Origin of the sequence: Mesorhizobium sp. SP-1A (assembly GCF_032460275.1) — a bacterium.
Classification (GTDB): Bacteria; Pseudomonadota; Alphaproteobacteria; order Rhizobiales; family Rhizobiaceae; genus Mesorhizobium.
The window spans coordinates 913,698-935,507 of record NZ_JAVXZD010000002.1; the positions used below are offsets into that span (position 1 = coordinate 913,698).

21 protein-coding genes are annotated in these 21,810 nt (G+C 50.8%); 10 read left to right on the forward strand and 11 right to left on the reverse strand.

Features of this window, described 5'->3' with window-relative positions; genetic code table 11:
- Window positions 1-40 precede the first annotated feature (40 nt).
- Window positions 41-895 (reverse strand): hypothetical protein, encoded by an 855-nt coding sequence (locus tag QU595_RS13405; RefSeq protein WP_315922744.1) that lies wholly within the window; start codon window positions 893-895, stop codon window positions 41-43.
- A 158-nt stretch (window positions 896-1,053) separates the two neighbouring features.
- Between QU595_RS13405 and QU595_RS13410 the strand changes: the two genes are divergently transcribed.
- The gene (locus tag QU595_RS13410; RefSeq protein WP_315922746.1) at window positions 1,054-1,845 is read left to right on the forward strand and encodes a hypothetical protein; all 792 of its coding nucleotides are present in this window, start codon (window positions 1,054-1,056) and stop codon (window positions 1,843-1,845) included.
- Between the two features lie 27 nt (window positions 1,846-1,872).
- Window positions 1,873-2,451, forward strand: a complete 579-nt coding sequence (locus QU595_RS13415) for a hypothetical protein (protein WP_315922748.1) — start codon at window positions 1,873-1,875, stop codon at window positions 2,449-2,451.
- Window positions 2,452-2,457: 6 nt separating this feature from the next.
- Here the strand turns inward: QU595_RS13415 and QU595_RS13420 are convergent, their stop codons facing one another.
- The gene (locus tag QU595_RS13420) at window positions 2,458-3,033 is read right to left on the reverse strand and encodes a hypothetical protein (RefSeq protein ID WP_315922750.1); all 576 of its coding nucleotides are present in this window, start codon (window positions 3,031-3,033) and stop codon (window positions 2,458-2,460) included.
- 154 nt (window positions 3,034-3,187) lie between these two features.
- On the opposite strand from QU595_RS13420, the gene QU595_RS13425 reads away from it, so the two are divergent.
- The 3 genes from QU595_RS13425 to QU595_RS13435 all read left to right on the forward strand — a co-directional run bounded on the left by QU595_RS13425 (window position 3,188) and on the right by QU595_RS13435 (window position 5,044).
- Window positions 3,188-3,865 (forward strand): hypothetical protein, encoded by a 678-nt coding sequence (locus QU595_RS13425; protein WP_315922752.1) that lies wholly within the window; start codon window positions 3,188-3,190, stop codon window positions 3,863-3,865.
- Between the two features lie 6 nt (window positions 3,866-3,871).
- Window positions 3,872-4,381: a macro domain-containing protein gene (locus QU595_RS13430; RefSeq protein ID WP_315922754.1), complete on the forward strand. Its 510-nt coding sequence runs from the start codon at window positions 3,872-3,874 to the stop codon at window positions 4,379-4,381.
- 63 nt (window positions 4,382-4,444) lie between these two features.
- Complete coding sequence (locus QU595_RS13435; RefSeq protein ID WP_315922756.1) at window positions 4,445-5,044, forward strand: hypothetical protein; 600 nt, start codon at window positions 4,445-4,447, stop codon at window positions 5,042-5,044.
- On the opposite strand, the gene QU595_RS13440 is transcribed toward QU595_RS13435, so the two are convergent.
- The 4 genes from QU595_RS13440 to QU595_RS13455 form a co-directional block, all read right to left on the reverse strand.
- Window positions 5,032-5,670 carry a hypothetical protein gene (locus tag QU595_RS13440; RefSeq protein ID WP_315922758.1) on the reverse strand — a complete coding sequence of 213 codons (639 nt, stop codon included), beginning with the start codon at window positions 5,668-5,670 and terminating at the stop codon, window positions 5,032-5,034. The two genes, QU595_RS13435 and QU595_RS13440, sit on opposite strands and share 13 nt — an antisense overlap.
- A 51-nt stretch (window positions 5,671-5,721) precedes the next feature.
- Window positions 5,722-6,327: a hypothetical protein gene (locus tag QU595_RS13445; protein WP_315922760.1), complete on the reverse strand. Its 606-nt coding sequence runs from the start codon at window positions 6,325-6,327 to the stop codon at window positions 5,722-5,724.
- A gap of 2 nt (window positions 6,328-6,329) precedes the next feature.
- Complete coding sequence (locus QU595_RS13450) at window positions 6,330-8,963, reverse strand: TraM recognition domain-containing protein (protein ID WP_315922762.1); 2,634 nt, start codon at window positions 8,961-8,963, stop codon at window positions 6,330-6,332.
- Window positions 8,964-9,520: 557 nt separating this feature from the next.
- Complete coding sequence (locus tag QU595_RS13455) at window positions 9,521-10,096, reverse strand: hypothetical protein (RefSeq protein ID WP_315922764.1); 576 nt, start codon at window positions 10,094-10,096, stop codon at window positions 9,521-9,523.
- An 87-nt stretch (window positions 10,097-10,183) separates the two neighbouring features.
- Here QU595_RS13455 and QU595_RS13460 point away from each other — a divergent pair, with 87 nt between their 5' ends.
- On the forward strand, window positions 10,184-10,921 hold the full coding sequence (locus QU595_RS13460; RefSeq protein WP_315922766.1) for a hypothetical protein: 738 nt from the start codon (window positions 10,184-10,186) through the stop codon (window positions 10,919-10,921).
- Here QU595_RS13460 and QU595_RS13465 read toward each other — a convergent pair.
- Window positions 10,912-11,496: a hypothetical protein gene (locus tag QU595_RS13465; RefSeq protein ID WP_315922768.1), complete on the reverse strand. Its 585-nt coding sequence runs from the start codon at window positions 11,494-11,496 to the stop codon at window positions 10,912-10,914. The genes QU595_RS13460 and QU595_RS13465 overlap by 10 nt on opposite strands.
- A gap of 86 nt (window positions 11,497-11,582) precedes the next feature.
- Window positions 11,583-12,914: a hypothetical protein gene (locus QU595_RS13470; RefSeq protein ID WP_315922770.1), complete on the reverse strand. Its 1,332-nt coding sequence runs from the start codon at window positions 12,912-12,914 to the stop codon at window positions 11,583-11,585.
- 280 nt (window positions 12,915-13,194) lie between these two features.
- Between QU595_RS13470 and QU595_RS13475 the strand changes: the two genes are divergently transcribed.
- The 3 genes from QU595_RS13475 (at window position 13,195) to QU595_RS13485 (ending at window position 18,541) form a co-directional block, all read left to right on the forward strand.
- Window positions 13,195-14,049 carry a hypothetical protein gene (locus QU595_RS13475; protein ID WP_315922772.1) on the forward strand — a complete coding sequence of 285 codons (855 nt, stop codon included), beginning with the start codon at window positions 13,195-13,197 and terminating at the stop codon, window positions 14,047-14,049.
- 14 nt (window positions 14,050-14,063) lie between these two features.
- Window positions 14,064-15,068 (forward strand): hypothetical protein, encoded by a 1,005-nt coding sequence (locus QU595_RS13480; protein ID WP_315922774.1) that lies wholly within the window; start codon window positions 14,064-14,066, stop codon window positions 15,066-15,068.
- A gap of 2,324 nt (window positions 15,069-17,392) precedes the next feature.
- Window positions 17,393-18,541 (forward strand): hypothetical protein, encoded by a 1,149-nt coding sequence (locus QU595_RS13485; RefSeq protein WP_315922776.1) that lies wholly within the window; start codon window positions 17,393-17,395, stop codon window positions 18,539-18,541.
- Here QU595_RS13485 and QU595_RS13490 read toward each other — a convergent pair.
- Window positions 18,524-19,453: a nucleotidyl transferase AbiEii/AbiGii toxin family protein gene (locus QU595_RS13490; RefSeq protein ID WP_315922778.1), complete on the reverse strand. Its 930-nt coding sequence runs from the start codon at window positions 19,451-19,453 to the stop codon at window positions 18,524-18,526. The genes QU595_RS13485 and QU595_RS13490 overlap by 18 nt on opposite strands.
- Before the next feature lie 66 nt (window positions 19,454-19,519).
- Window positions 19,520-20,200: a hypothetical protein gene (locus QU595_RS13495; RefSeq protein ID WP_315922780.1), complete on the reverse strand. Its 681-nt coding sequence runs from the start codon at window positions 20,198-20,200 to the stop codon at window positions 19,520-19,522.
- A gap of 538 nt (window positions 20,201-20,738) precedes the next feature.
- Here QU595_RS13495 and QU595_RS13500 point away from each other — a divergent pair.
- Window positions 20,739-20,885: a DUF1127 domain-containing protein gene (locus QU595_RS13500; protein ID WP_315922782.1), complete on the forward strand. Its 147-nt coding sequence runs from the start codon at window positions 20,739-20,741 to the stop codon at window positions 20,883-20,885.
- Window positions 20,886-20,949: 64 nt separating this feature from the next.
- Here QU595_RS13500 and QU595_RS13505 read toward each other — a convergent pair whose 3' ends face one another.
- Window positions 20,950-21,087, reverse strand: a complete 138-nt coding sequence (locus QU595_RS13505) for a DUF1127 domain-containing protein (RefSeq protein WP_315922783.1) — start codon at window positions 21,085-21,087, stop codon at window positions 20,950-20,952.
- Window positions 21,088-21,810 lie beyond the last annotated feature (723 nt).

A 21,810-nucleotide genomic window follows, 5' to 3' on the forward strand; every position in this document is an offset into this window, starting at 1 on the left:
AAACATAAAAAAGCTGGCGGGAGCCAGCTTTTTTATGAATTCATCGACGATTTCTTGAGTGCCATTTGCCGAGGACGTCAGGCGCATCAAGACGGCGCGGATATCCTTCACCATTTGCCGCGATCATCTTACGAACGGCTGAATGCCCCTTGCCCGTCTCTGGATATGTCAATGTGATTTCGACGCCATATTCCAACTCATCGTACCCTTGCCCTGGCTTATCGGTGCGTGCGGTGACGAGAAATGGCCAGCAGTGGATGGGCATCGGGACGATTGTCGGATCAGCAGCCTTCACGAACGAGAACTCAGCGAAGACCATATTACCAACGACAAGGCCGAGTTGGTCCGCTTCCTCCGGATGAAGGTGCAGGGTTCCCTTGGTCGTGCGACCGACGTAGGGTTCTGTGGCTTTCTCAAAGACAGCCTTATCTTCATCCGCCATGCGCTTGATCAGAGGCATCACGATCTTGGCGTTTGCGTCACGAGCTGGAATATTCCAGGTCGTCTCACGCGGCTGCCGCCCCTTGCGCTTCATCATCTCATGCAGCGTCCAGTTCGCAACATGACCGTCTGGAAGTGTGATCCGAAGACCACCAGCACCAAACTTGATCGCATATTTCTTTGAGACGCATGCAAAAGCAGAGAACTTCCCGACCGCCTCTCGCCAGCCATTGGGGGCATGCGACCACAATTCCTTTTCGAAGGCCTCAACAACACTCTCTTCGGTGTTCTTCGTCAGGCTTGGAATAATCACCCAGGATTTTCTGTCCCCGTTAAATTGACCCTTAAATCGCTTGGACGTCCCTCTAAGCTCACCATGTTCGAATGGGAAAAACACCTCTATGCGGTCAGCATCAACGGATAATGTGACGGAACCAAAGTCTACGGTCGGCATGAAAACTCCTTATTTCGACAAAAATTGTAAGCGGGAAGGGAATTTGTCGCAATAATCCGTTTTTTCTTGATTTTCCTGATTCCTGTCCACATTTTTATTGACAGAGAAAATGTGTGGTGCACAATTTCAGGGAAATATCCAACACCAAGGAACGAGTAATGACCAAAAAGATCAGCACAATTATCGGCTCAGACAAGGGCGGCGTCGGCAAGTCCATGATCGCGCAGATCATGACCCTGATTTACGACAAGGGAGGCTTCCCGCTTCAGGTCATCGAAGTCGACAATCAGCGCAAACTGTCGTCCGTTCTGGGTAAGGATCGCATCAATGTTTCGCTCTCAGCGACACCCGACCTTGAGGACATTAGCCGTCGACCACACCAGGCTGAAGCTTTCTTCAATCCAGCCTACATCGAATGGACCAAAGGCGCGTCGTTGACCGATCTCGGTGCTAACGTCACGTCCTCACTTCTGGCTTGGGTCCGCCACTGCGACATCACCCAGCTCGCTGTTGAAGACGGCATCCACATCCAGTTCGTTGCATGCGCTTCGCCCGACGAGCAGGCCCTTCGCTCGGCACTGTCGGCAATCGTGGACGCCCGCAACACTCTTGGTGTTTGCGCCAACTATTTCATCGTTCTCAATGAGATGGTGGGTTACAGCGGCTTTGACCCCTATACCAACAGCGAAAGCTACAAGGAAATTCAGGCAATGGCTCAGCGCGGCGAGCTGACCATAGTCGACATTCCTTACTGCGACAGCCGCCTCTTCGAACATGGCAAGGCGATGAACCTCGACATGGTTCAGATCGTCCATGAATCAGATAAGATCGCAAAGGCTGCTGGCTTCGACATGGTCACGACCCGCGTCCACAAGCGCAAAATGATGGAATGGCTCAAACAGACCCAGAAGAACATGGAGCCGTTACTGCAATCGCCAGAGGCCGCCTAATCCTTCAGAGAAGACGAGGAGAATAGAATGACACGCAGTCTGAACTCCCCTCTCTTCTCCGAAGAAGACTTCGCAATGGCTGAACAGGACGTTCGCGAAGCGATGGCTATGAAGGCGAGAAATACGTCTGTCACCATCCCCGTCGCAAAACCTGCCGCGACGGCCGAACTCAAGACAGCCAACGCAATAGTCCCGTTACCCCCTCATGAAACGAAATCGGCATCGCCCGTTGACGACATGATGGATATGAAAGGGATACTCACGAAGCTTCTCAATGAAGAGACCCTCGACGTTAAAAATGCAGCCGAAGGTGCGACTTCGGCTCTGCCGTCCAAACCAACATTAGAGCCATCTGCAGTTCACAAAATACCGGAGTTTCTGAAGCGAGAAAAAGCCGAGGACGACCTCGATATGAACGAAGGCTTTCGGATCGTTCAACGAAGCCAAACCGAGAAATATGGAATTTCTTGGAAACTTCCATATGCGGTTATTGGATCGATAATAACTGCAGCTTCCATGATTTCAGGAATTGGCTTCCCAACGTTGTTTGCGGTTATCACAATGGCTCCGCTGATCGATGCCGAGTTCTATAAGCGAAGCTATTGACTGAAATTACATCCCAGGCGGCCTGCCAAAAGCTTTCGCCTGGGATCGAAGCGCAGACTGAACTGGTTTTGCAATGGTCGAACCAAGAAGACTTTCGGTAACAGAAATCTCATGAACGATTTTCTTTAGATCATTCAGACTCGCTTCCCCAGGCCGTTCAGGAAAAACATTGAGGCGAGGCTTATACGTTCCACGCCGCTTTTTCATTCGCGAAGGCGTAAACGACGGCAGACCACCTTTCGATTTTGTGTTCTCAGGCTGGTCAAGATTGAGAGCGTCACGCACGATAGCGTCAGCCTCGGCAAGGAAGTCACCTTTCACTTGCACGAAACGAAGCAGCCCATCAATCGCTGCTCTAAGCTTGACAGGATCATTGATACCTTCTGGACCATCAACATCCTTCCCGTCAGACGCCGCACCTGATGCATCCACGGCTTCAAGTGCAATTTGGACCTGCTTCAGCTTGTCCGCAAACTCACTGGTGTCGCCAGAAATTCGAATGCATTTCGGAGCAGGATTTCCCGTCAGCTCGATGCCAAGCGCCCTGACGCATTCAATCAAATCATGAATTTCTTTCTTCATTTTTCGACCCCATTTTCACCTCGAAATCATGACTGCTATTTATGAAGAGGTCAAATTTCCAGATGTAAATTGAAATTATTTTGGTGAGGCCACTTGCGGAAACGTTTTTTACAGGGCTAGCTTAGTGTTAATAACTCTGAATTGGCGGGTAATAATGCCAACATCGCATGGAACAATCGCTATTACGGCTCGTGGCGACGGCAGCCGTTGGTATGGTCGAATATCTATTTCACTTGAAATGGCACAGCAAATTTCGATCAAGGAAGGTGACCGCGTTTCTGCTCGCTTTACTGAAGAAGGCATTATCATTTATGCGGACGAAAACGGCCGCATAAAGATACCCGCTGCAAAAGGTAAGAACGACAAAAAGCATGCGTTTGAGGCCGCAACCACCACTCTAGGATTGAAGGAAGTGAAGCTTTCCCAGCAAGCGGTTGGGACAGAAGTCGTCGACGATACCATCCTCATCAGAGTTCCAGCCGAATACCTTGCTGGGGATAACCCTAAGAAGAGAAAGCCGCGCAAGAAAGCCATAAAAAGCGTACAGCCTCAGCAGAAGCGAGAAATCTACCCAGCCTTTACTCAGCATCGAGTCTTTGGTTCCGCTGCAGCAATCGTCACCGAAGCTAATCGCTCAGGCAAGAAGGTTCGTCCGATGAACCTTAAAGAAATCATTGATTTGCTTATCGAAGACGGGCAAGATGTAAAGGTACTCGGCCCGAGGTTCTTCAAGCTGAACGGTCAGAGTGTCACACCTTCTGACCTTGCCGACACCGCGAATAAAGTTTCCGGTTGCACCGACCAAGATCGCATCATTCTCGTTATGGACTAGCACTGAATGGCTCTGAAATACATAGAAGGCGACCTGTTTAAATCGAACCCGAAGGTAATTCTTCATGGATGCAACATGAAGGGTGGTTTCGGCAGTGGTTTCGCTGGGGTCCTGAAGAACCTGTATCCCGAAGCGGCAAACGCCTATTATTCAGCTTTCAAGAATAATAATCTGTATCTTGGCACAGTGCTCTGGGTTGAAGCACGTGGAGTGCTGATCGGAAATTGCCTTACGCAGCCGACATTTGGACGGGACGGGAAGCAGCACATTAGCTATGAAGCTTTCGAATCCTGTATGAGGCATGTCAATCAAGCCGCAGAAGACGGCATCCCCGGAACCAGTTTCGAAGAAGGATTTTCCGAGGTATCCATGCCCATGATTGGAGCCGATCTCGGAGGAGGAGACTGGAATAAGCTGGGTCAAATCATCGCTGAACAACTGACTGTCGTCCATCCAACGGTCTTTGTTCTTCCTGGCCGTAAATATGATATTTCTCGCCTGCCTACCTTCGGTTAATTGACAAATATCAAGTGATGTGATTTAAAACTCCGCACATTCAAATGCGGAGTTTTTTGCTTCATGGCAAGATATGGATCAGGCGGCAAATATTGGAACGTCGGCCTCAGTAACTTTGGCATGTTGGCTGCGACAGAACGTCAGCAATTCCTCCTGCAGAAGCTAACTGGTATCAGTCATCGCAACCGTGGTCTCACCCGCGATCAGGCAGATGAGCTAATCGGCGAAGCCATCAAGGAGCGAGAAGAAAAACGCGAGGGACTAACTGATCTCGCGGACAAGCTCCTGTCGTCAATCTACAAGCAAGCGATTGACGCCGCCAATGAGGCTGGGGAGAAGTGGCTGGCATCTCACCAAGAGATTCAATTCGTCATCAACGATCCCGAGACGGGAACCAAGATCGGCGTATATGGCGAGATTGGGAAAGCATGGATCACCTGGCCTAAACCGACCAGTGCTCTCTACAAATGGCTCATGAAGGAAATGTACGACGGCCAGAAGAAGGAGATCCGCATCCCACATCGTTACGCTGACAGGCTCGAAGGTGAGCTACAGCTGGCCTGCGAGGCGGCTGCCTATGCAGCCCTCAAGAGATCAGGAAGCTCCGTTGGCGATATCAGGTTGATGTATCGCCACGAAGACAAGTCACATCAAGCAGCGTAGACGCTACGGTTCTCAAGAACGCGTTCCAGGAAGCCTCGAACACGGGCTGCCACTTCAGACTCGAACTCACGACGCTTGCCGTCTTCATTCACGATGTCAATGATCGTGAGTTCGTCAGACTGCACCCAAGTCCGACAGTCATTCGAGAAATCATGACCGTCCTTGTGAATCCGCAGAACCAGCACGTTCTCCCTACCAAGTGAATTTGCGACAGCCAGTGCCTCCATGTCATCCCCGACGTCTGGATTGAGGATAACAGACGCGCTCGAATTGTGGACAGCCTCCACAAACAGCTTCGCGACAGCATCTTCACCCTTCTCAGATTTTAGTTTAGTAGATGTCGCGATATAAGCTTCACGAGGAGTCATCCCGTTAAACACTCCCAAGGGGGTGTCCTTTGTCATCTCAAACGCATCTTGAGCACACTCAAACCCATGATTGCGATGCGTAAGGTCTTTGACAGGGCCTGTGAATTTAATGATTTCGAAGTCTTCAACAATCGTGTCGACGAGGGCATTTACGGCAGTGTCTTTGCCAGCACGCGGAGGGCCATTAAATAGAATGGCTATTTTCCCATTTTCATGAGCCATTTCAAAACCTTGCAAAATGTGGATTTCCAGTGACATTCTTATGCTGATTTTTCTATGCAGACATGTCAACCGGAAACCCAATAAATATTAGGATTCGGAAGATTTTCTACGAGATTTAGGAGGTCTTTTAGCCAAGACATATTCTGTATGACCATTATGTCCACGATCCCACACGCACCAAATTACTTCCATGGTTGGCCGCTTTAAATTCATGAAATCCGGACGCCATGTAAGTGCAATTATCTTTGAAGGGGGATGCTGTTCAAATAATGCATGTCGCGATTTTGCATGCCAGAACGACGCTTTAAGCAGCATCGCCATATAATCGGGCTTCAAAGAAAGGACGTGCTTGATAATTGGTCCAGCAATATTGAAGGGCGGATTTGTAATTACATTTGGAGCCGGGAGTTTTTCCATCTTCATGATGTCATATTCCGGCCCGTGCCCGACGCCATAGCCTCGATAATGCAAGTCTGTGCCGATAACCTCGTGGCCGTGGCGTTCCAAAACTTTTGCTAAAGCACCATCTCCGCAGCATGGTTCGGATATTGGCCCCTGAACCCGGTTTAAATGAGGAATAAGCACTTCTGTGACTTCGTCAGGGGTCGGATACCAATCAGCGTGCTGCCTAGGTCGTTCCGCCCCTGTTCCCCTCTTGCCGCCAGCCATAGCGGCACCAATACCTGTGGCCATTATTAATCGTCCTCATCCTGCAGAAGGGAGGTCAGGAAGTCTTCTACAGGCGCACTGTTCGGGTCCCAAGAACCGTCACCACCGTCGTCGTCCTTACCGTCATCTCCGTCGTCGTTAAATACATGTACGGCCGAGGCGGATGCAGTTGCAGAAGTCGCGATATCACTCTTCGTGAAATCGAAATCATCCTCAATCTCATCACCATCGTCCGATGAAAGAGCTTCTTCGATATAACTATCAACGCTCTCTCTAGTCTCTACTTTTTCATCAAAATTCAGAGCTGCCAAGGTTTTTAGGACATTTTGGTTCGATGACATTCTATCCGTCATCTTCTGAATATCTCCCCCGACCTCAGTGCCATGAGGAACATCCTTTTTCATACCGCTATTAATCGGCCGTGGGCGCGAAGCAAATGGCGGTCGACCCTGTTCTTCCGGCTCAGGGCTAAATTCTTCGGGCATAGATTCTGGCCGTGGGCGACGAACGGTTCCTGGTCGCCCTTCGCTAGGAACTTTTGCGCCATCATCGAACGGAATATTCTCGATGTCCTGTGGGACACTGTGCTCACCAGGCATCCCTGCCCCAGTAGCCGCACCAATCTCACGCGCATAAGCCTGTGACGTCTTGCGGTTCTCGGCATTGAGCTTTGCATAAGCGATACAGGTGATATCTGCACGGTGAGCCGGGGCACGCTTGGAGGATTCAATTTCCTTCAGCGAATGCGCGATAATGCCAATGTCAGTATCCGTTGCGATATTTTGCATCGCATTGGCAGCCATGATTTTGACCTGCTTCGCAAATTCTGGATCAGCCATTTTTGCGATAATTTCAGGCATTTTTTGCTGTTTTTCGATCTCTTCACGATCAGGTTTTGCCACCGTGATGAAATAGTTCGCTCTCAGCTTCAAATTGTTTTTGTTAACTGCGCCTTCTGGATTCGCGTAGAACGATTTTGCTCGGACAACCCAGCCCTTATGAATGATGTGCATTTCACCTTCGTCCTGATCTTTCAGGTCGAGCGGATTAATGCGATCAACTTCTTCGGCACCAGCCTTCATGTCATCCCGATAAGAGCGACCGCCAACTTCTCCAGGCTTGCCATCAAAGTTTTTCATGCGGGCTAGCCACATTTTGCCTGCAGCTTTGACACCAAGTTCTGCAGTGTCCTCGTCTTCAGTTCTCATGATGATCTTGGTGTTGGTGTTACCGCGCACCGAACCAAAAACCTTTTCGTTCAAGCTCTTCATAGCGTTGATGTCCTGACCCGCGAAGATCAGCGAGAAACCAAGCGAACGAGCCTGTGCAGCCATGAGATCCATGCCGTCGACCATGTAATAACCCACTTCGTCGAGAACCACGATGAACGGGCTAGGCGAGTTGGTTGGGCGGTTAACAACGACCGAGTCCCAAGTGCCTTCAATTTCAGAACCGAGGGTACCACCCATCATGCCCTTCAACGTGGCCACGACGATCTTGCCGAGGTTAGCAATTTCGTCTCGTGATTTTTCGAGGGCAGGAAGCATAATAACAAGGATACGGCGATTCAGCACAACGTCAGCCATATCGATCTCACCATACGGCGTATGGAAGATGTGTCCATAAACGTCAGCAAGAGAACCAAGAATCTTGGTGAACTGCATTTCCAGATAGCCGTGCTGGTCGAGTGTCGTCTGAGACTGCTTGTATCCTTTGTCTTCCTGAAAGCCAGGAAGTGAGGTCATATACGACCGAATGCTTTTTCGGATAGAAGGCGGCATCTCTTGGTACTTGTCTTTATCCGCCAAGTCGATAATGCGCTTCAGCTGGAGATGGTCGCGAATTTCCGAAACGTTGAGATCGATATAGTTATTGTCACGCAGCCAGGTGAGAGCACGCATGACACCCGTAAACATGGCTGCAGCGCGACCTTTCCACATCGCACCGTCGCCGCCAGCATCATCCATAAGGCCGACAACCATCTGAGTAAGCGTGTCCGAAGAACCAGTGGCGAACGGGTTCAGGGTGTTAGACATGAGTTTTCCGCCACCGCCGCCGATGTCCTGGTTGCCCGTCATGTAGTTGAGAACGAGGAGGTCGTCTTCCCGGCCGAAACGACGACACAAAGCATAAACCTTCGAGAAGAGAGCAACGTCACCCTTACCGTCACAAAAGAGAAAACCGGAACCCCAAGCGACGGCGTTAGCTGCGAAGCCGAGTAGCGCTTCGGTCTTACCAGCACCAGTGGTACCCAAAACAAGAAAGTGCTGACGACAGTCAGAGTTGGTAAGCCAAACCTCTTTTGCCGTTTTTAGTTCATTACCCAAGAAAAAGATGCCCTGTGCTATCGAAGGCTTGGACGTGGCAGGATGCCGCTCATTCGCATCCATCATTTTTGACTGAATAGGCAATTTTAGCGGCGAGGTTTCCTCTTGCTTCAAACCAAACCACGTAAATAAACATGCAAAAATCAGACAGAAATCCGCAACCGCCGGGATGATAAATGCGAGCGCGGCAAAGAATAGCAGAAAGGTCGCCAAATTTTGAGGGACTTTCAGCCAGTCGACAATTTTCTTACTTAGTGGCCGAGCGTCTCTAGCGAGATCTATAGCCCTAATTTCTTGTCTGCCCTCAGGGCCACGCATTTGTTTCTGGGACATTGAATCCCTTTCATAAAACTGCCTATGGACGGATTTTAAAGCCACTCATCCACCGGCAACAGCCTTTCCAAAGATTCTGACTAATCAATTGGAATCCTTCAAGCATTTATTTAATTACCAAAAATCCTCATCTCTCATGGGAGATTAATGCGAATTTCAAAGGAAAATCGCTTGATTTACGAAATTAAAAGGGATATTAAAGCCTTCATGCGCCTTAAGCGCCTCAACCATTAAATCAACATCTAACCGTACTGGAGTAAGCATGCAGGGCCTTAATTCTCGATCTTCCCACCCCAACGGAATGGCTCAGCGTCGTCGACGCAAGAAATACAAACTGAAACCAGGACATCCTACTGACCAAGAACTCATTGCAAGCTATCTGGCAAACGAGGGTAAAGTCACTCAATGCCCTCCTGGTCGCGCTATCGGCTCCATGCAGTCCCAATGTTTCGGACTCGAATAATACCGATTTAATTCGCCTTAAATTGCGAACGCCACCAAATGAATTTGCTCCGCAAAGTCACTTTTTTTTAAACGGCGTTCGCAATCAGCATTTTCTAAGTCGCAAAATCAGCAACAGTTTCAATATCGCCACGATCAATAGCACCAGGAATAATCCTGATTTGCGAGCCAATTGAATATACAAGCGTAGGCGTTTTTATCCCCATCCCAGTGTCCCTGATAATTAATGAAGCCAGTGTCGTCGCTACAAGGTGATCTTGTCTGTCGGCTAAAGGCGTTTCCCCTTTCGTTGCCCCCATCTTTATGGGCTGAAACATCTCAGAAATAGGAGAAGAACGCGGGTCAGCCATAATCTTCTCCACCGCATTACTACCTTCAGGCTGTCCTCCAGAAAATGGTATCCATGCAAAAGTCACTCTGCCGCTCTCAATCACACTTCTGCTCGCTTCGTAAAGTTCAGGAGATTGTGGACACCATGGCGTTGTGAGAACATAGACCACATTCGCTGCGTGCCCATCCTGGACATGAGGCATGGCCTGGAATGCTTTTAATAATTCAGGCGATGCGGACCATCCGACACGAGCAAATGCCTTCGTCATGAACATCAATGCGCCTAGCCCTGCTACAAATCCTCGTCGTGTAATCAGCGAAAATTGTTTATCGATGTTCATTTTCGGCCCTTCCGGCATTAGTGTTATTGAGTAATTATTTAGCAAAGAATATCTTCTGAGAAGTCTCAGATCAAAATTGGAGTGAAAATGCGCTGTACCTTCGCGTTGCTAGGTCTCTTGATGTCGCTGTCGACTGCTCACGCTGCTCCACAGGGGTCGTGGCCGGATGAGGCATCCTACATTTCGCTTTCAAAGAAATCATGGGTTCTGGTTATCCCAGCTCGGAGATCCGAAGCCGGAGACATCGTTCTTTGGGACAAGGATGACGATTGGCTCAAACAATGGATCGTCCCGCGCCAAACCCCTTCTGGGACGAAGACGGTAGCCATCACTGGCGATGCAGACGACAAACGGATGGTTCTCGGGTGGCACCTTGAGAACATGGATGTCAACGCGCTGAACAAGCTCGCTGGAAAGTACAAGGCACCCGCTATCGCAGTTGCCGTTAAAGACGCATCACAGCAAGTGGCAGTCGCAGGATGGGTGTCAGGAGAAGGCGCTGCCTGGAGATTTGTCAGCTCATCTGGTGCTACACGGGAGTCCGCCCTCGGGGTGATCGATGAAATCTTCAGCGGGTACTCGGAGCCAAACGAGATCGCTGTCGCCCAAGACAAGGTTGAGATCACAGGCCAGCGTTTCAATGATGGCTGGACCGAATATCGATTGGAGTCCTTCGATCAGTCATCGCTAGAAAGATTATACAAGGTTCCAGGCGTAGAGGTGATGGGAACGCTAGATGCAAATAGCCCGTCTGTAATCGTCAGAGTTACAGACGGGAGAGATATTGAGACGGTCTTGCGATCCGCAGGTATTTCTTACCGGTAGAACCCAGGAGAAGCAAGCTCTTCTTCATCAGACTGAGAAGATGCGTCGAATGCAACTGCAACGACATTGCGCTGAACCCAGTCCGTCGAAGCTTCTATATCCCAACCATCAAAACTCTCGCGAACGACACCTTCGTTGACGATTTCGAGCATTGACGGCGTCAGTGTTGCACCATCACGCAATTCTGCGCGGAACGCCCAACGGTTGCTGTCATCCTTATGAACCGGATACAGAGTGGCAACGCCTCCATCATAAGGCAGGAACAGCGTCCCTTCATTGCCCCGTCGAAATTGGTTGTCTTCGGATGCGAATTGCAAGAGCGCCGCCTTCATGCGGTTGTATCCGGCCGCGTAGTCAACTCCCTTTTCGTCTACCGACTTAAATCCAGACTGATAACCGATGTCCTGCGCGAGATCAGGGGCCGCAACACCATTGTCAAACGATGTCTTAATCAGCTGGTTGTCATCATGCAGGTCGCTTTTGACGTCAGAGTATGTAACACCAAAACGCTGCTGCATCACTGTGTTGATTTCCCTCTGATATGCAAAAAATGCTTTCGCATTGTCTCCGGCCATCATCATCTCCAATTCTCGCTTCCGCCACCTAGGCGGGGTTCTAAGAATAAAATCATTCTTCGTCTTGCAAGGATCAAACGCATTCCTCAAAAATTCATCGTGCCGAGCAGGCTTTCGAGCGCGTCCTCGTCATCCGCCGACAATGTGGACACATCGTTTGCTGGTATGAACGACGCAGGCCCAAGCTTTCGCTCTACTGCCACGCGCGTGATCACCGTTTCAGGAATACCTTCAAAATATCCCCGCTCACACAAGCGATGTTTTTTAACGGTGCCACGAAGGACATAAGCTTCCCCTTGATCAAGTTTTGAAGTGCCGCTCGCCTTCCAGCTCAGGAGGTTGTTATCGGCATCTATCAGGGTGATGTAGCTGACCATGCCATAGTTCCCCGCAAACTCTTTGACACTGAACACCTTGCCGACGAACTCAAAACGTTCACCGACGTCGCGTACTGGCAGTGACCGTTCAACCAGAGAACGAACATTGGCGGCTTTTTGGTCACGCTTCAGCTTTTCCACGTAAGAGTTGGCGGCAGCGGTAAGCATGGCTACATCATGCATGCTGGCATATTTCTTCATTGTCGACGCCACGACATTACGATTGAAATCTCGGTCGGAATTGTTGACGAAATGCTGGACGAGATCGTCGGCCGCGAGAAAATCTGCCTCTGTAACCAAAATCTCGTCATCACCGAGGTCATCTCGACGATATTTTACGAGATCCGTCATGACATGACGCCACGAAGCGTCGATGAAATCCAGCTTGGCCTGGCTGGAGCTGACGAACCCATGATCGCTGACGTGCCGGATTGCAACCGCGAGGACAAGGCGCACGTCCTCATCAAAAGCCATTGGATCGGCTTCAGGATTCTCATCAGCGAACTGTTTGATCGAGTGCAAAATCTTGCCGACTTCCTGCAGTCCTTCGTGAAAGGCGTTCCCGAGACGATATCCGGTAAATGCCTCCACGCAACTCGAACCGACTTCAAAGTGCTTATTGTCTTTGTTGTTCTGTAAGACCCACGAAATCGAGCGGTTACGACTATATCCGCAATGGTCACAGCACAGCTTGTCTCGACAGCCAATTTCAACTGGAATACAACCGAAATTCGAAGTGACAATAGCACCTTCTTTATTTCGCTTGTAATATCGAGAGCCAACGAAAGAAAAATCTCCCACGTCAGGCGAAAAGTTTGCCAATCTGACAACTGCCATTCGAGAGACTACGCGTCGAGTCTGGGATGAATTCCCGTTGATCCGAGCCAGGGCGTCGTGAACGTAATGCTCACGCTCAATCACCTGATCCACATTCATGGTAGGAACAGGCAAACCGCTCTTGCGAGCGCGCAACGCCGCCTTATTGACACGCCCTTGCACGCCAACGACCTTATTTTCTGGCAATTCAAATATAAGTTCCACGACCAGGACTCCTATCCATGAAATCACGATAGGGAGGCACCTTGTAAGCAACAAGCTGAAAGGAAGAGGCCCTGGCAACTGAATAATTGCCAGGGCCATGCCATCGGTGAAGCGCCAACAACGTCCATTGTCCAGCACTACAATTATGATGGTGTAGATTTGTTCCCACATTGGCAAGGGTTTATTTGCAAAATTATTGACGAAATTCCTGACTTAGAAATCGTGGTAATTTGCAGAATTGATAGCTACACTAATTTCAAACCAGAAAGACGAGGGTAATATGCGGCGAGCACAGAGCGTAAGGCTGATCAAGGACGAAAATGGCAACCCATATGCGGTCCATCTTGAGGCCGACCATTGCGCCGAACACGAATGGGGCATCGAGCGCATCCATATGCTCCTGGAAGCTCCTGTCGATGAACAGGACGGCATTGGCCGCTACACCATGGCGGCAGACGACTACACCAAGGATCGCGTGCGTCGCCTGACCGTAGCATCGTCAAAAATCGAGACCTACTACGAATGGAATACCGAGACCCATCGGGCCAGTAAAGTGAAGGGCACCGTTGCGAGGCTCCGTTTCGGCTATCCTGACGAAAAGCCTAGCGGGAAAAGCGACACACGATCTGACACCAAGATGAACGGAGCCTTCGACAGCGGAGGATTCGAGGTCGCAGGTTTCTCTGATGAATCCCGCGCGTTCATCAAACAACTGCACGCTGCACTACTTGCAGGCGATTTCTCAGCACATATGGGCGGCAGAGCAAATCCCTTCGGCGGCGGTGGCCTCAACCTGTCGATCCCTTCATTGGTACCACAAGCCGTGAAGGATGACGTTCTCAATGCTCATCTTGCCCACAAGCGCTTGATGGAAGCTGCAAAGGCAACTGGCATCTATGAGATTTTTGATACTGTCAAAGGCCGTGGCGAATTCGGCTATTTTGCTTTGTCTCCACGCTGGGCATTCGATGATGAGAAGAAGGCAACGGAACACCCAGTGATGTTTTGGCTCAACCCCAGTTCGAATACCGCAAACTACGGCTGGTTCACCGTTGAAGATCTGGTCTCTTGGACCAAAGGCACAGGTCCCGTGCTGAAGGAAAAGCTCGAAACCACCAACACGATGAAGATGTAAGGACAGGGACCGCTATGACGGAAAAAACCATTAGCCTTCGGGCTACACTCCCGCTCGCGAAGCACGCTCGAAAGCACGCCTTCGGTTTCCTTTCCGTCGACGTCACGATCCGTGAACTTGACCCAATCGAGGAAAACTCTGTTCTGGATTATGCGCGGGTGACGATCCTCCATAGAGGTCCCAATCGAAACATCCCAAAGATCGTCGACATCAAGGACTTCGAGAACTCCTACTGGAGGAGGGTCGAGAACGACCGCTTCTACACAGACACGGCAGAAATTCTCCAGAATTGCAGCGATGCAGGTCTGACGAAGATGCTCGATAAGTCGATACCTCTCATGAGTGCTGACTATCCAAACCCTCAGCCGATATCTGCGTTCAAGGCGGATGACGTACAGGCACTGATGTCGGAGCTGTCGAAGGCAACTGAAAACCTGATGCTCTTCAAGGGAGAAGTTTTTCGTACAACTCCAGAGCCGACATGGGTCGTGACGGAAGCGAAGGGGCGCGATGCAGGTCTGATCGTCCAGCCATTCCTCGGAACCCCACGGCACAAACAGAACACCGCGTTCTTCGCGGCCGACCAACGAGAGCAAGCTGAAGAATTCGCGGACACGCTGGCTCGCGAACTAAACGTGACCCGCTTCCCGACCAAAGGCGAAATTGCTGAAGGTGACTTTTTCGGAACCAGCTTCGACCAGGCCGCTTTCGCGAATGATCGGCTCGTGGATCTCTACCAGAGAGTAGTTTTCAGCCTTTACGGTGACGTACCCGATCACATCCTTTCCGCCGCAATGAGGCTGAAGGAGCAAGAAGATTCGCCCGAAAAGATCATAAGCGCCCTCATGCTGCATCAAGACCTGAAGGCTACCAACTCAGGTGGCCCAGCCGTAAACGCGTTTCTCGGGGTGGCTGAAAGTTCGGCACTCCTCGTAGCTTCCCTCAATGCAGGACGCGAACTTTCGATGGGCGAGGTATCTCTCCTTGACGAAAAACTATCCGAACTAGCCCTTTCCTGAGCCTGCGACCTTTCAACTGGAACAGACAGTCGCCTGAAGAACGCTTTCGGACGCGAAGTCGTCAATGCAGAGTGGGTCGTTACCCCGTTGCGGACGACCTTTGGGGTGTCACCTCTCCGATTCAGAATAGAATCTGGGTTAAAGGCGGAAATTTCTTTCCGCCCCCCTTCTAGGCACAGTTCTGCCTCATGCGCCTTCCACGACATTACGGTCAGCGCATCAGCCAGCTGACGAAGGACGGGGTTTGTCGCGCGGCGAGCTAACTTGAACGCTTTGACGTCCAATGGCTCTTTGTATGGCTCCGGCCTGCAGGCGTCTGCAAAGCTGATCTCAACGGTGTTAGGAGCCTTGCCAGGTCTGCGGCGGATCAGCCCCGCCTGCTCAAGCTCGATGAAATAGTTGCGGATCGTGCGTGTGGTTCGTCCCAACTGCGTCGCAATCGAGCACGTGTATGTAATCAAGGACTTTGCCTTACCTGCCTTTGACAGCAACAACGCGAGGCAGGTTTTTGCCCCATCGCGGACAAAGCCGTCCAAAAGCGCGTCGAGCGACATCTTCGGCACGAACATGCCGTCAGTCCTTGGCAGGATGCGCTTCTTGCGACGGTTCCGAGTGAGATAGACGCCACGTGGAGCAGGCCGCTTCTTGGCCTCGCTCAGTGCGACTTGGTTTTCGCAGAACGCCTCTGCGACTTCGACTGACCACAGGCCATCGCGGCAACCGACCCAGATCGCCTGCATCGGAGGCATCTGGTCCTGGCGCTGACGAATGTATTCGAGGACATGCAGAGGAATCGGCTTCGTCTTTGCGAAACGAGGTTCATCGCCTCGCGCAATGACGGCCGCCAATTTGGCCACAATCTCATAACCGAATTCGCCCCGTTCCGCCGCAGCTGTAGCTGCATGAAGGCTTTCTGCAGGGGAACCAGCAATGATATATGGCTCTAGCTCCGCTGGTAACGTTGCGGACATAGCTCCACCCTTCGGAGACGCAAAAGCGCTCCGCCCGTGGCAAGCAATTGGTGTCTCAAGGCACAAAAATTCGTGCTTCCGGAGCGACCGAAAGTGCTTGCTCTCCAACGATGTGTGGGCTAGTTTCGAACCTGCTTGTGGTGGTCAAAACCCAACCCAATTATGAGAAGCCTGATGTGCGCCAACACGTCGGGCTTCTTTGCTTCCAGCCTCAGAAATCTCTCAAATCACCACCTCCTGTGTACAATGGTGCCATTGTCACAAAGGGTTACCCGATTCTTGTCGCAGGAGTCATCGGGAGGTATTGCGTGCACAGGGGTAGGTTTATGAGGCAGATTGCACTTTTTTGAACCTCGATAGGGAGGTTTAAGAGGCACCTAAAGTTCGCGGTTGCAGGCAATCTTAGGTCTTGTAGGTAGGTTTAAGGAGCGGTTGGCAGACCACCTACCCAGCATAGACGCCCGCCTCGCTCTCCAGAGATACTCCCATCACCATTTCTCTGCGCTACTGACCTGCCCGCATTTTAGGGAGGTTTAAGAGGCGGGTCGTGTAGCAGGGTCCCGAAGTGCCCGATCAGAAGGTAGGTATAAGAGGCATTTGGCCTCTTACCCCGTCCCTCACGGGCCGGAGCCGGGAGGTCTAAGAGGCACATGCACATTTTATGAGCAGTCCGAGCGCATCCGTGGGGAGGTCTAAGAGGCACTTGTCGGGACCTCGGCTGCCTCTGTCGGTGACAGGGAGGTTTAAGGGGCACTTGGCTTCTCCATGCCCTGACGGCCCACCATCACCGAACTGATGGCGACAGTGCAAACTCCAAGGCAACCTGTTCCGCGCTTGGGACCCGGAGCGCTCGATGGGGAGGAATAAGAGGCACTTGAGAACGCCGAAGACCTAGTGCCGAGCCTGGGTAGGTATAGGAGGCGCTTCGCTTCAACCTGGAAAACCAAGCTGAGCAGGGAGGTTTAGCGAGCACATGATTCGCATTCGCTGGCCGCCAAGCTGCCCGTCTGTGGGTGCGCGAGGGGTAGGTTTAAGAGGCACTTGGCCTCGCTAGGCTCCACCGATAGGGAGGTTTAGGAGGCACTTGGCGTTTCCGGCCCGATTTCCTGTGCAACAAGCCTACTTACCTCTTTCTCGATTTCGGATTCCGAAAGAATCGGCTTACGTCTCTGAAATCGAAGGTCTCGCCAACCAGGTAGGTTTAAGAGGCACTTCGACGACCATGAGCGTATTTCGTATGTCCTAGTGGGTAGGTTTAAGAGGCGCATAGGTAGGTATTAGGAGCGCTTGTAGATTCTACTTGAAAGCCCCTTCGGATCTATTTATCAGCGCTCCTCATACGGAGAACAATTTATGGGAAATCAAATTGCGAGTGAATTGACGCTCAAGAACAACGTCAAAATTCTTTCTGATGCAAAAGCCAAGAAAGAGAAGCGCGAAGTGACTGAATATCTCCAGACATCGCTATTCTCCTTGCTCGAACAGAACCAGACCAATTGCACGGCACTGTACGACCTTGCCCCGCGTTTCATTAGCCGCGTTGAGCGGCCGGACGACACGGCGTACTTGGTCGCCATCAAGAAGGATTTCACCTTCAATGGCGAGCCATATCGCGTGACTGTCAGCCCTGCACGCGTGATCCAGCAGGATGGCAGTGAACGAGACGAGCTACCTGGCGAGCGCGAACAGCTTGTTGAAGACGTCATCCGCAGGATGGCGGCGGATTGCATGAAGGTTCATCAGGACCAAATTGAGATACCGTTCTCGATCTATGCCATCCATCGGGAACTCATGCGCCATGGCCATACCTTCAGCAAGCAGGAGGTCAAGGAGGCGCTCATCATCCTGAACAAGAGCAACATCGAGATCACAAAGATCGTCGAGGAGGGTAGCCGCAAGCCGAAGCCAGTTCTGTCGGCCGCTGCCTACCCTGTTTTGAAGTTCTCGGATGCAAGCGATCCCGAAAGCACGGCGTCTGTTCAGCTCAACCCGCTACTCGTTCAGGCGATCAAGTCGCTCGCTTTCGAGCAGATCAACTACGACTGGATGATGCAGGTGAAGGGGTCCCTGCCTCGGTGGATCTTCAAGTACATTTCCTTGGTACTGGCTGACAGGACGGATGACAGTCATACGATCCAACTGTCGGCGGCCGAGATCGCAAGGTCTTTCGGCCACATCAGGGTACGCTGGCGTGCTTCGTTGATGGAAGTCGAAAAGGCATTCGACTCCCTCCACAAATTCGGCATCATCGACAGCATCGAGAAGCAGGAAGTCTACGCTGGGAAAAAGAAGGAAGACATTACCTTCACCGCGAAGCTCTCGTCGAAGTTCATGGTCGACCGCATCAGCGCCAAGGGGCGGAGGTCGTTCATCGAAAGCGAAGTGAAGCGGCGCGTGGAACCGAACCAAGTAGCCAAGTTCCACCCTCTCACGGCAACCGAAGCTGGTGACCTTGCCAAGTCCTACAAGGACAACGTGGTCGTATTAACCAAAACTAGGTAGACGCTCGTCCTTTAGACCGTCCCAACCTTCTGACGGCACCCATCGTGCATCCGTCGCGGTGTCCTCGGACATCGCGGGGACTAGAAACTCGCGCATCTCTGCGATGACAGCAACAAGGGCTATGTCGTCCTTGAGGTTCGTCTTACGCAAGAATGCGCGCCATGCACGCTCGTTCTCACGACCGAACTCATCTGACAAACCTGGCATGTTCGGATCGATGGCGCGGCCTTGGTGCTCGAACGTATTTGCGATAGCTCGCGCCAAGACACTGCCTTCTATCTCGTATGAGTTCTGGATGCGCCAGATGTCATAGTAATCCTTGTGTCGGGTGTTATCGCTGCCGAACTGAGCTATCGCATGAAGCTTCTCAGAGACAATCGTCTCAAGTGGGTAGCCAGCAATAACAGGGCAGGGGACGACGTCCGGCAATAACGTTGGAATCTCCATTGGCACGGCGTCGGGCGTTATGACGTTCTGAAAACCAACGTCCACGCGGATTTGAATACGGGCAGTGTGTACCTTGCCCGTCAAAACCACCTTGCCACCAGGAATGATGCCCTCGCGATCCTTGAGCGTCTTCATGGTATCGAGATCGAAGGTAACACCGTCATCCGGAACAGGCGTCGAAATAGCCATACGGATCGTCTTCTCGATCTCTTCGATGCCGCCTTCTCCGAAACCGTTAAAGTCTATGTCCTCAGTGGGACGCAGGACATCGCCGTTGTTATAGGCGGCCAGCATCAGACCTCCCTTGAGGCAAAAATTCGAGGCGGCGTCACAAACGGAAATTCGATAGAGAAGTCGCTGCTGGGCGTACAGACGAACAAGCGACTGCATATCAAGACCAGACGCCTTAGCCTGGGCCTTCAGCTTGTCATAAACGCTCGCTCCGATGTTCTTAGTCTCAGCCATGTCTTCTCTCCTGAATCCAAGGTGAGAGACGGCGTTGAAATGAACAAGACGGAAGTGACCGGAGATTTAGAAGGAAGGAACCTCTGAGCGCACATAACGAACGGTCTTCGTATATGGGCGGATCGCCTCGTAACATTTAAAAGTTCGAGCAATCGCAGCGACCGTGTCGAATGAAAAGTGCTCCATGTTCTCTGAATTCGTTCGGTTCAACGACTCCAAGAACATCTCATCCGTGATTCGTACCTGATCCGTGCGCATGCTTGGATTAAACGTGCTGTACCTGAAAAGATCGACAAGGGTTCTCTCTGGAGATGTGATTTTGACATTGACGCCGTCGATCACGTGGTCATCGACACCAATCTCAAACATTTCTGGGTTTCGCCACATCAACGTGTCGATCTCAAGCATCCACTGGTTAGCACCCATTGAAGGGCTTCCCCCCATTTCTCTCGGCACTGCGACCGACAGCTTCCCTGGAAGCTCTTGCGTCATGTTGTGGAATGAAGCGGCCGACAGAAGACAGATAACCGACCTCGGGTACTTCTTAGCAACGAGCGCCCAGTCTGAATGAACATTCGTTTCGAACGATGTCAGACGATAGACACCCCAAGCTGGGTTCTCGACCTCATTCGCCCTGATAAGAGAACGCATGATGGTCTTAGTGACCCCATGCTTTTTGAGATCGGCCATCGTCATAGGGCCATCAGCAGCCTTCAACAATTCCAAGGCGGTTGCGCGAGTGGTCATTTCTGCTCCCTTTCTATGACAAGCATATAGTCTGTCATGGAAAGAAGCAAGAACATGACACCTTTTGAATGACAGATTGCCATCTTGTCATGAAAAGGGAGCAATTCTCAGCCTAATGCATCCAGTTCACAGTTCAGTTTGCCGCCGTCGATCTAAGGACAAGGCTAATGCTTGTTGTTGCAAGGCACTCCCCTGAAAAACCCCGATGGACAAAATGAACGGCAGGCCCATATCCACATCTAGAATTATTTTTGATTTATATTCGTAGCGCCGATTGATTTTCGATTTAAAACTCGATATGAGGTTCCTCGTAATTACTCCACAACCCAAAGACCTCCACCCTTTCCATGACAAGATGCGTTCTGTCATGGAAAGGCGGCATTTATGTTGCGCAAGCCGAGCAATCAATAGGCAGTTCGCCGAAGCTGGCCGCAAAAATGACCCAGGCCCTACGCACAGAGCAGCCATGCGCAAACATCCATTTAATTAAAGCAATTCATTGATTATCTATTTATTTGTAAACAGAAGGATAATCCAAATGAAAATTATGAGAGCATACAACAACTGGCGTCGATATCGTGACACCGTGAACGAACTGAACTCACTTTCCAACCGCGAGTTGATCGATCTCGGCATTTCACGCGCTGATATCCCTTACATTGCCAAGCAGGCGGCCGTTCGCTGATGCTGCGCCAAAGAAAAACGCCCTGACATCGAGTTCAGGGCGTTTGCATTTGAAGAGAATGCTTTTAGCGACCGCCAACCGCGTTATCGATCTGCGAACGAGAGATGCCGATATCAGCAAGAAGATAGTCGTCCAATTGACTGAGCTGATAAACAGCACGGCGATGATTAAGGTACTGCTCTACTTTTTTACGAATGTTCATTTCGTTTCCTCACATGAATAATTCTCTGAATAATAAATGGGTTGAGGATTAAATATTTGCTAGGTAATAAAACGCACAGTAGCTATGCATGGGAGGAATGGCTCGCATAATTATTAAGCATAGCAAAAACTATGTAGAATGTGGCTGATTTTTAAACACGAAACTTGGACTTGCCAAGACCGCGTAGCTTTCTGGAAAACAACCAGATGCCGAATTTATAAAGGGAGTAGCAAAGCCACTCCCTTGGTCACCCTTAGATGCAATTTTTGGTAACGAAAAGCTTCGTCAGAGCTTGACTGGCCACAGCCAGATCTGCCCCACAAGACGCAACGCATGAGGCAGACACTTGCGGAATGGATACCGCCGACCTCTATAAGATCGCTCCCGGCGTAGAACGTGTCAATTGATCGACACCAAAATACGATTATGAACTCTATCTACCCAGCCGTGGCTGCAAATCTACGTCCAAGTCAGCTGTTCGGAATATGGCCGATTTCAACGCACTGCATACTGCGTTCAAAGTGCTGACTGACGAGTGATCTTTCCATCTTTCGGTGAGAGTAATGATTTGATTCTTAAGATTACCAAATTATACCGCTTCATAGCTCTTTCCCATTTCAAGGAATACCAGGCAACAGACAAGGTACATTGCAAGGCTTGCAAACTAAAGCCTTGCACAATTAGGCATAGAGATTTCATAATTGGATTACTCGCTTGGTGGTG

Excerpts from the sequence above, each read along its gene's own strand:
- QU595_RS13405 (WP_315922744.1), bottom strand. The coding sequence starts at position 895 with ATGCCGACCGTAGACTTTGGTTCCGTCACATTATCCGTTGATGCTGAC.
- QU595_RS13410 (WP_315922746.1), top strand. The coding sequence starts at position 1,054 with ATGACCAAAAAGATCAGCACAATTATCGGCTCAGACAAGGGCGGCGTC.
- QU595_RS13415 (WP_315922748.1), top strand. The coding sequence starts at position 1,873 with ATGACACGCAGTCTGAACTCCCCTCTCTTCTCCGAAGAAGACTTCGCA.
- QU595_RS13420 (WP_315922750.1), bottom strand. The coding sequence starts at position 3,033 with ATGAAGAAAGAAATTCATGATTTGATTGAATGCGTCAGGGCGCTTGGC.
- QU595_RS13425 (WP_315922752.1), top strand. The coding sequence starts at position 3,188 with ATGCCAACATCGCATGGAACAATCGCTATTACGGCTCGTGGCGACGGC.
- QU595_RS13430 (WP_315922754.1), top strand. The coding sequence starts at position 3,872 with ATGGCTCTGAAATACATAGAAGGCGACCTGTTTAAATCGAACCCGAAG.
- QU595_RS13435 (WP_315922756.1), top strand. The coding sequence starts at position 4,445 with ATGGCAAGATATGGATCAGGCGGCAAATATTGGAACGTCGGCCTCAGT.
- QU595_RS13440 (WP_315922758.1), bottom strand. The coding sequence starts at position 5,670 with ATGTCACTGGAAATCCACATTTTGCAAGGTTTTGAAATGGCTCATGAA.
- QU595_RS13445 (WP_315922760.1), bottom strand. The coding sequence starts at position 6,327 with ATGGCCACAGGTATTGGTGCCGCTATGGCTGGCGGCAAGAGGGGAACA.
- QU595_RS13450 (WP_315922762.1), bottom strand. The coding sequence starts at position 8,963 with ATGTCCCAGAAACAAATGCGTGGCCCTGAGGGCAGACAAGAAATTAGG.
- QU595_RS13455 (WP_315922764.1), bottom strand. The coding sequence starts at position 10,096 with ATGAACATCGATAAACAATTTTCGCTGATTACACGACGAGGATTTGTA.
- QU595_RS13460 (WP_315922766.1), top strand. The coding sequence starts at position 10,184 with ATGCGCTGTACCTTCGCGTTGCTAGGTCTCTTGATGTCGCTGTCGACT.
- QU595_RS13465 (WP_315922768.1), bottom strand. The coding sequence starts at position 11,496 with ATGGCCGGAGACAATGCGAAAGCATTTTTTGCATATCAGAGGGAAATC.
- QU595_RS13475 (WP_315922772.1), top strand. The coding sequence starts at position 13,195 with ATGCGGCGAGCACAGAGCGTAAGGCTGATCAAGGACGAAAATGGCAAC.
- QU595_RS13480 (WP_315922774.1), top strand. The coding sequence starts at position 14,064 with ATGACGGAAAAAACCATTAGCCTTCGGGCTACACTCCCGCTCGCGAAG.
- QU595_RS13485 (WP_315922776.1), top strand. The coding sequence starts at position 17,393 with ATGGGAAATCAAATTGCGAGTGAATTGACGCTCAAGAACAACGTCAAA.
- QU595_RS13490 (WP_315922778.1), bottom strand. The coding sequence starts at position 19,453 with ATGGCTGAGACTAAGAACATCGGAGCGAGCGTTTATGACAAGCTGAAG.
- QU595_RS13495 (WP_315922780.1), bottom strand. The coding sequence starts at position 20,200 with ATGACCACTCGCGCAACCGCCTTGGAATTGTTGAAGGCTGCTGATGGC.
- QU595_RS13500 (WP_315922782.1), top strand. The coding sequence starts at position 20,739 with ATGAAAATTATGAGAGCATACAACAACTGGCGTCGATATCGTGACACC.
- QU595_RS13505 (WP_315922783.1), bottom strand. The coding sequence starts at position 21,087 with ATGAACATTCGTAAAAAAGTAGAGCAGTACCTTAATCATCGCCGTGCT.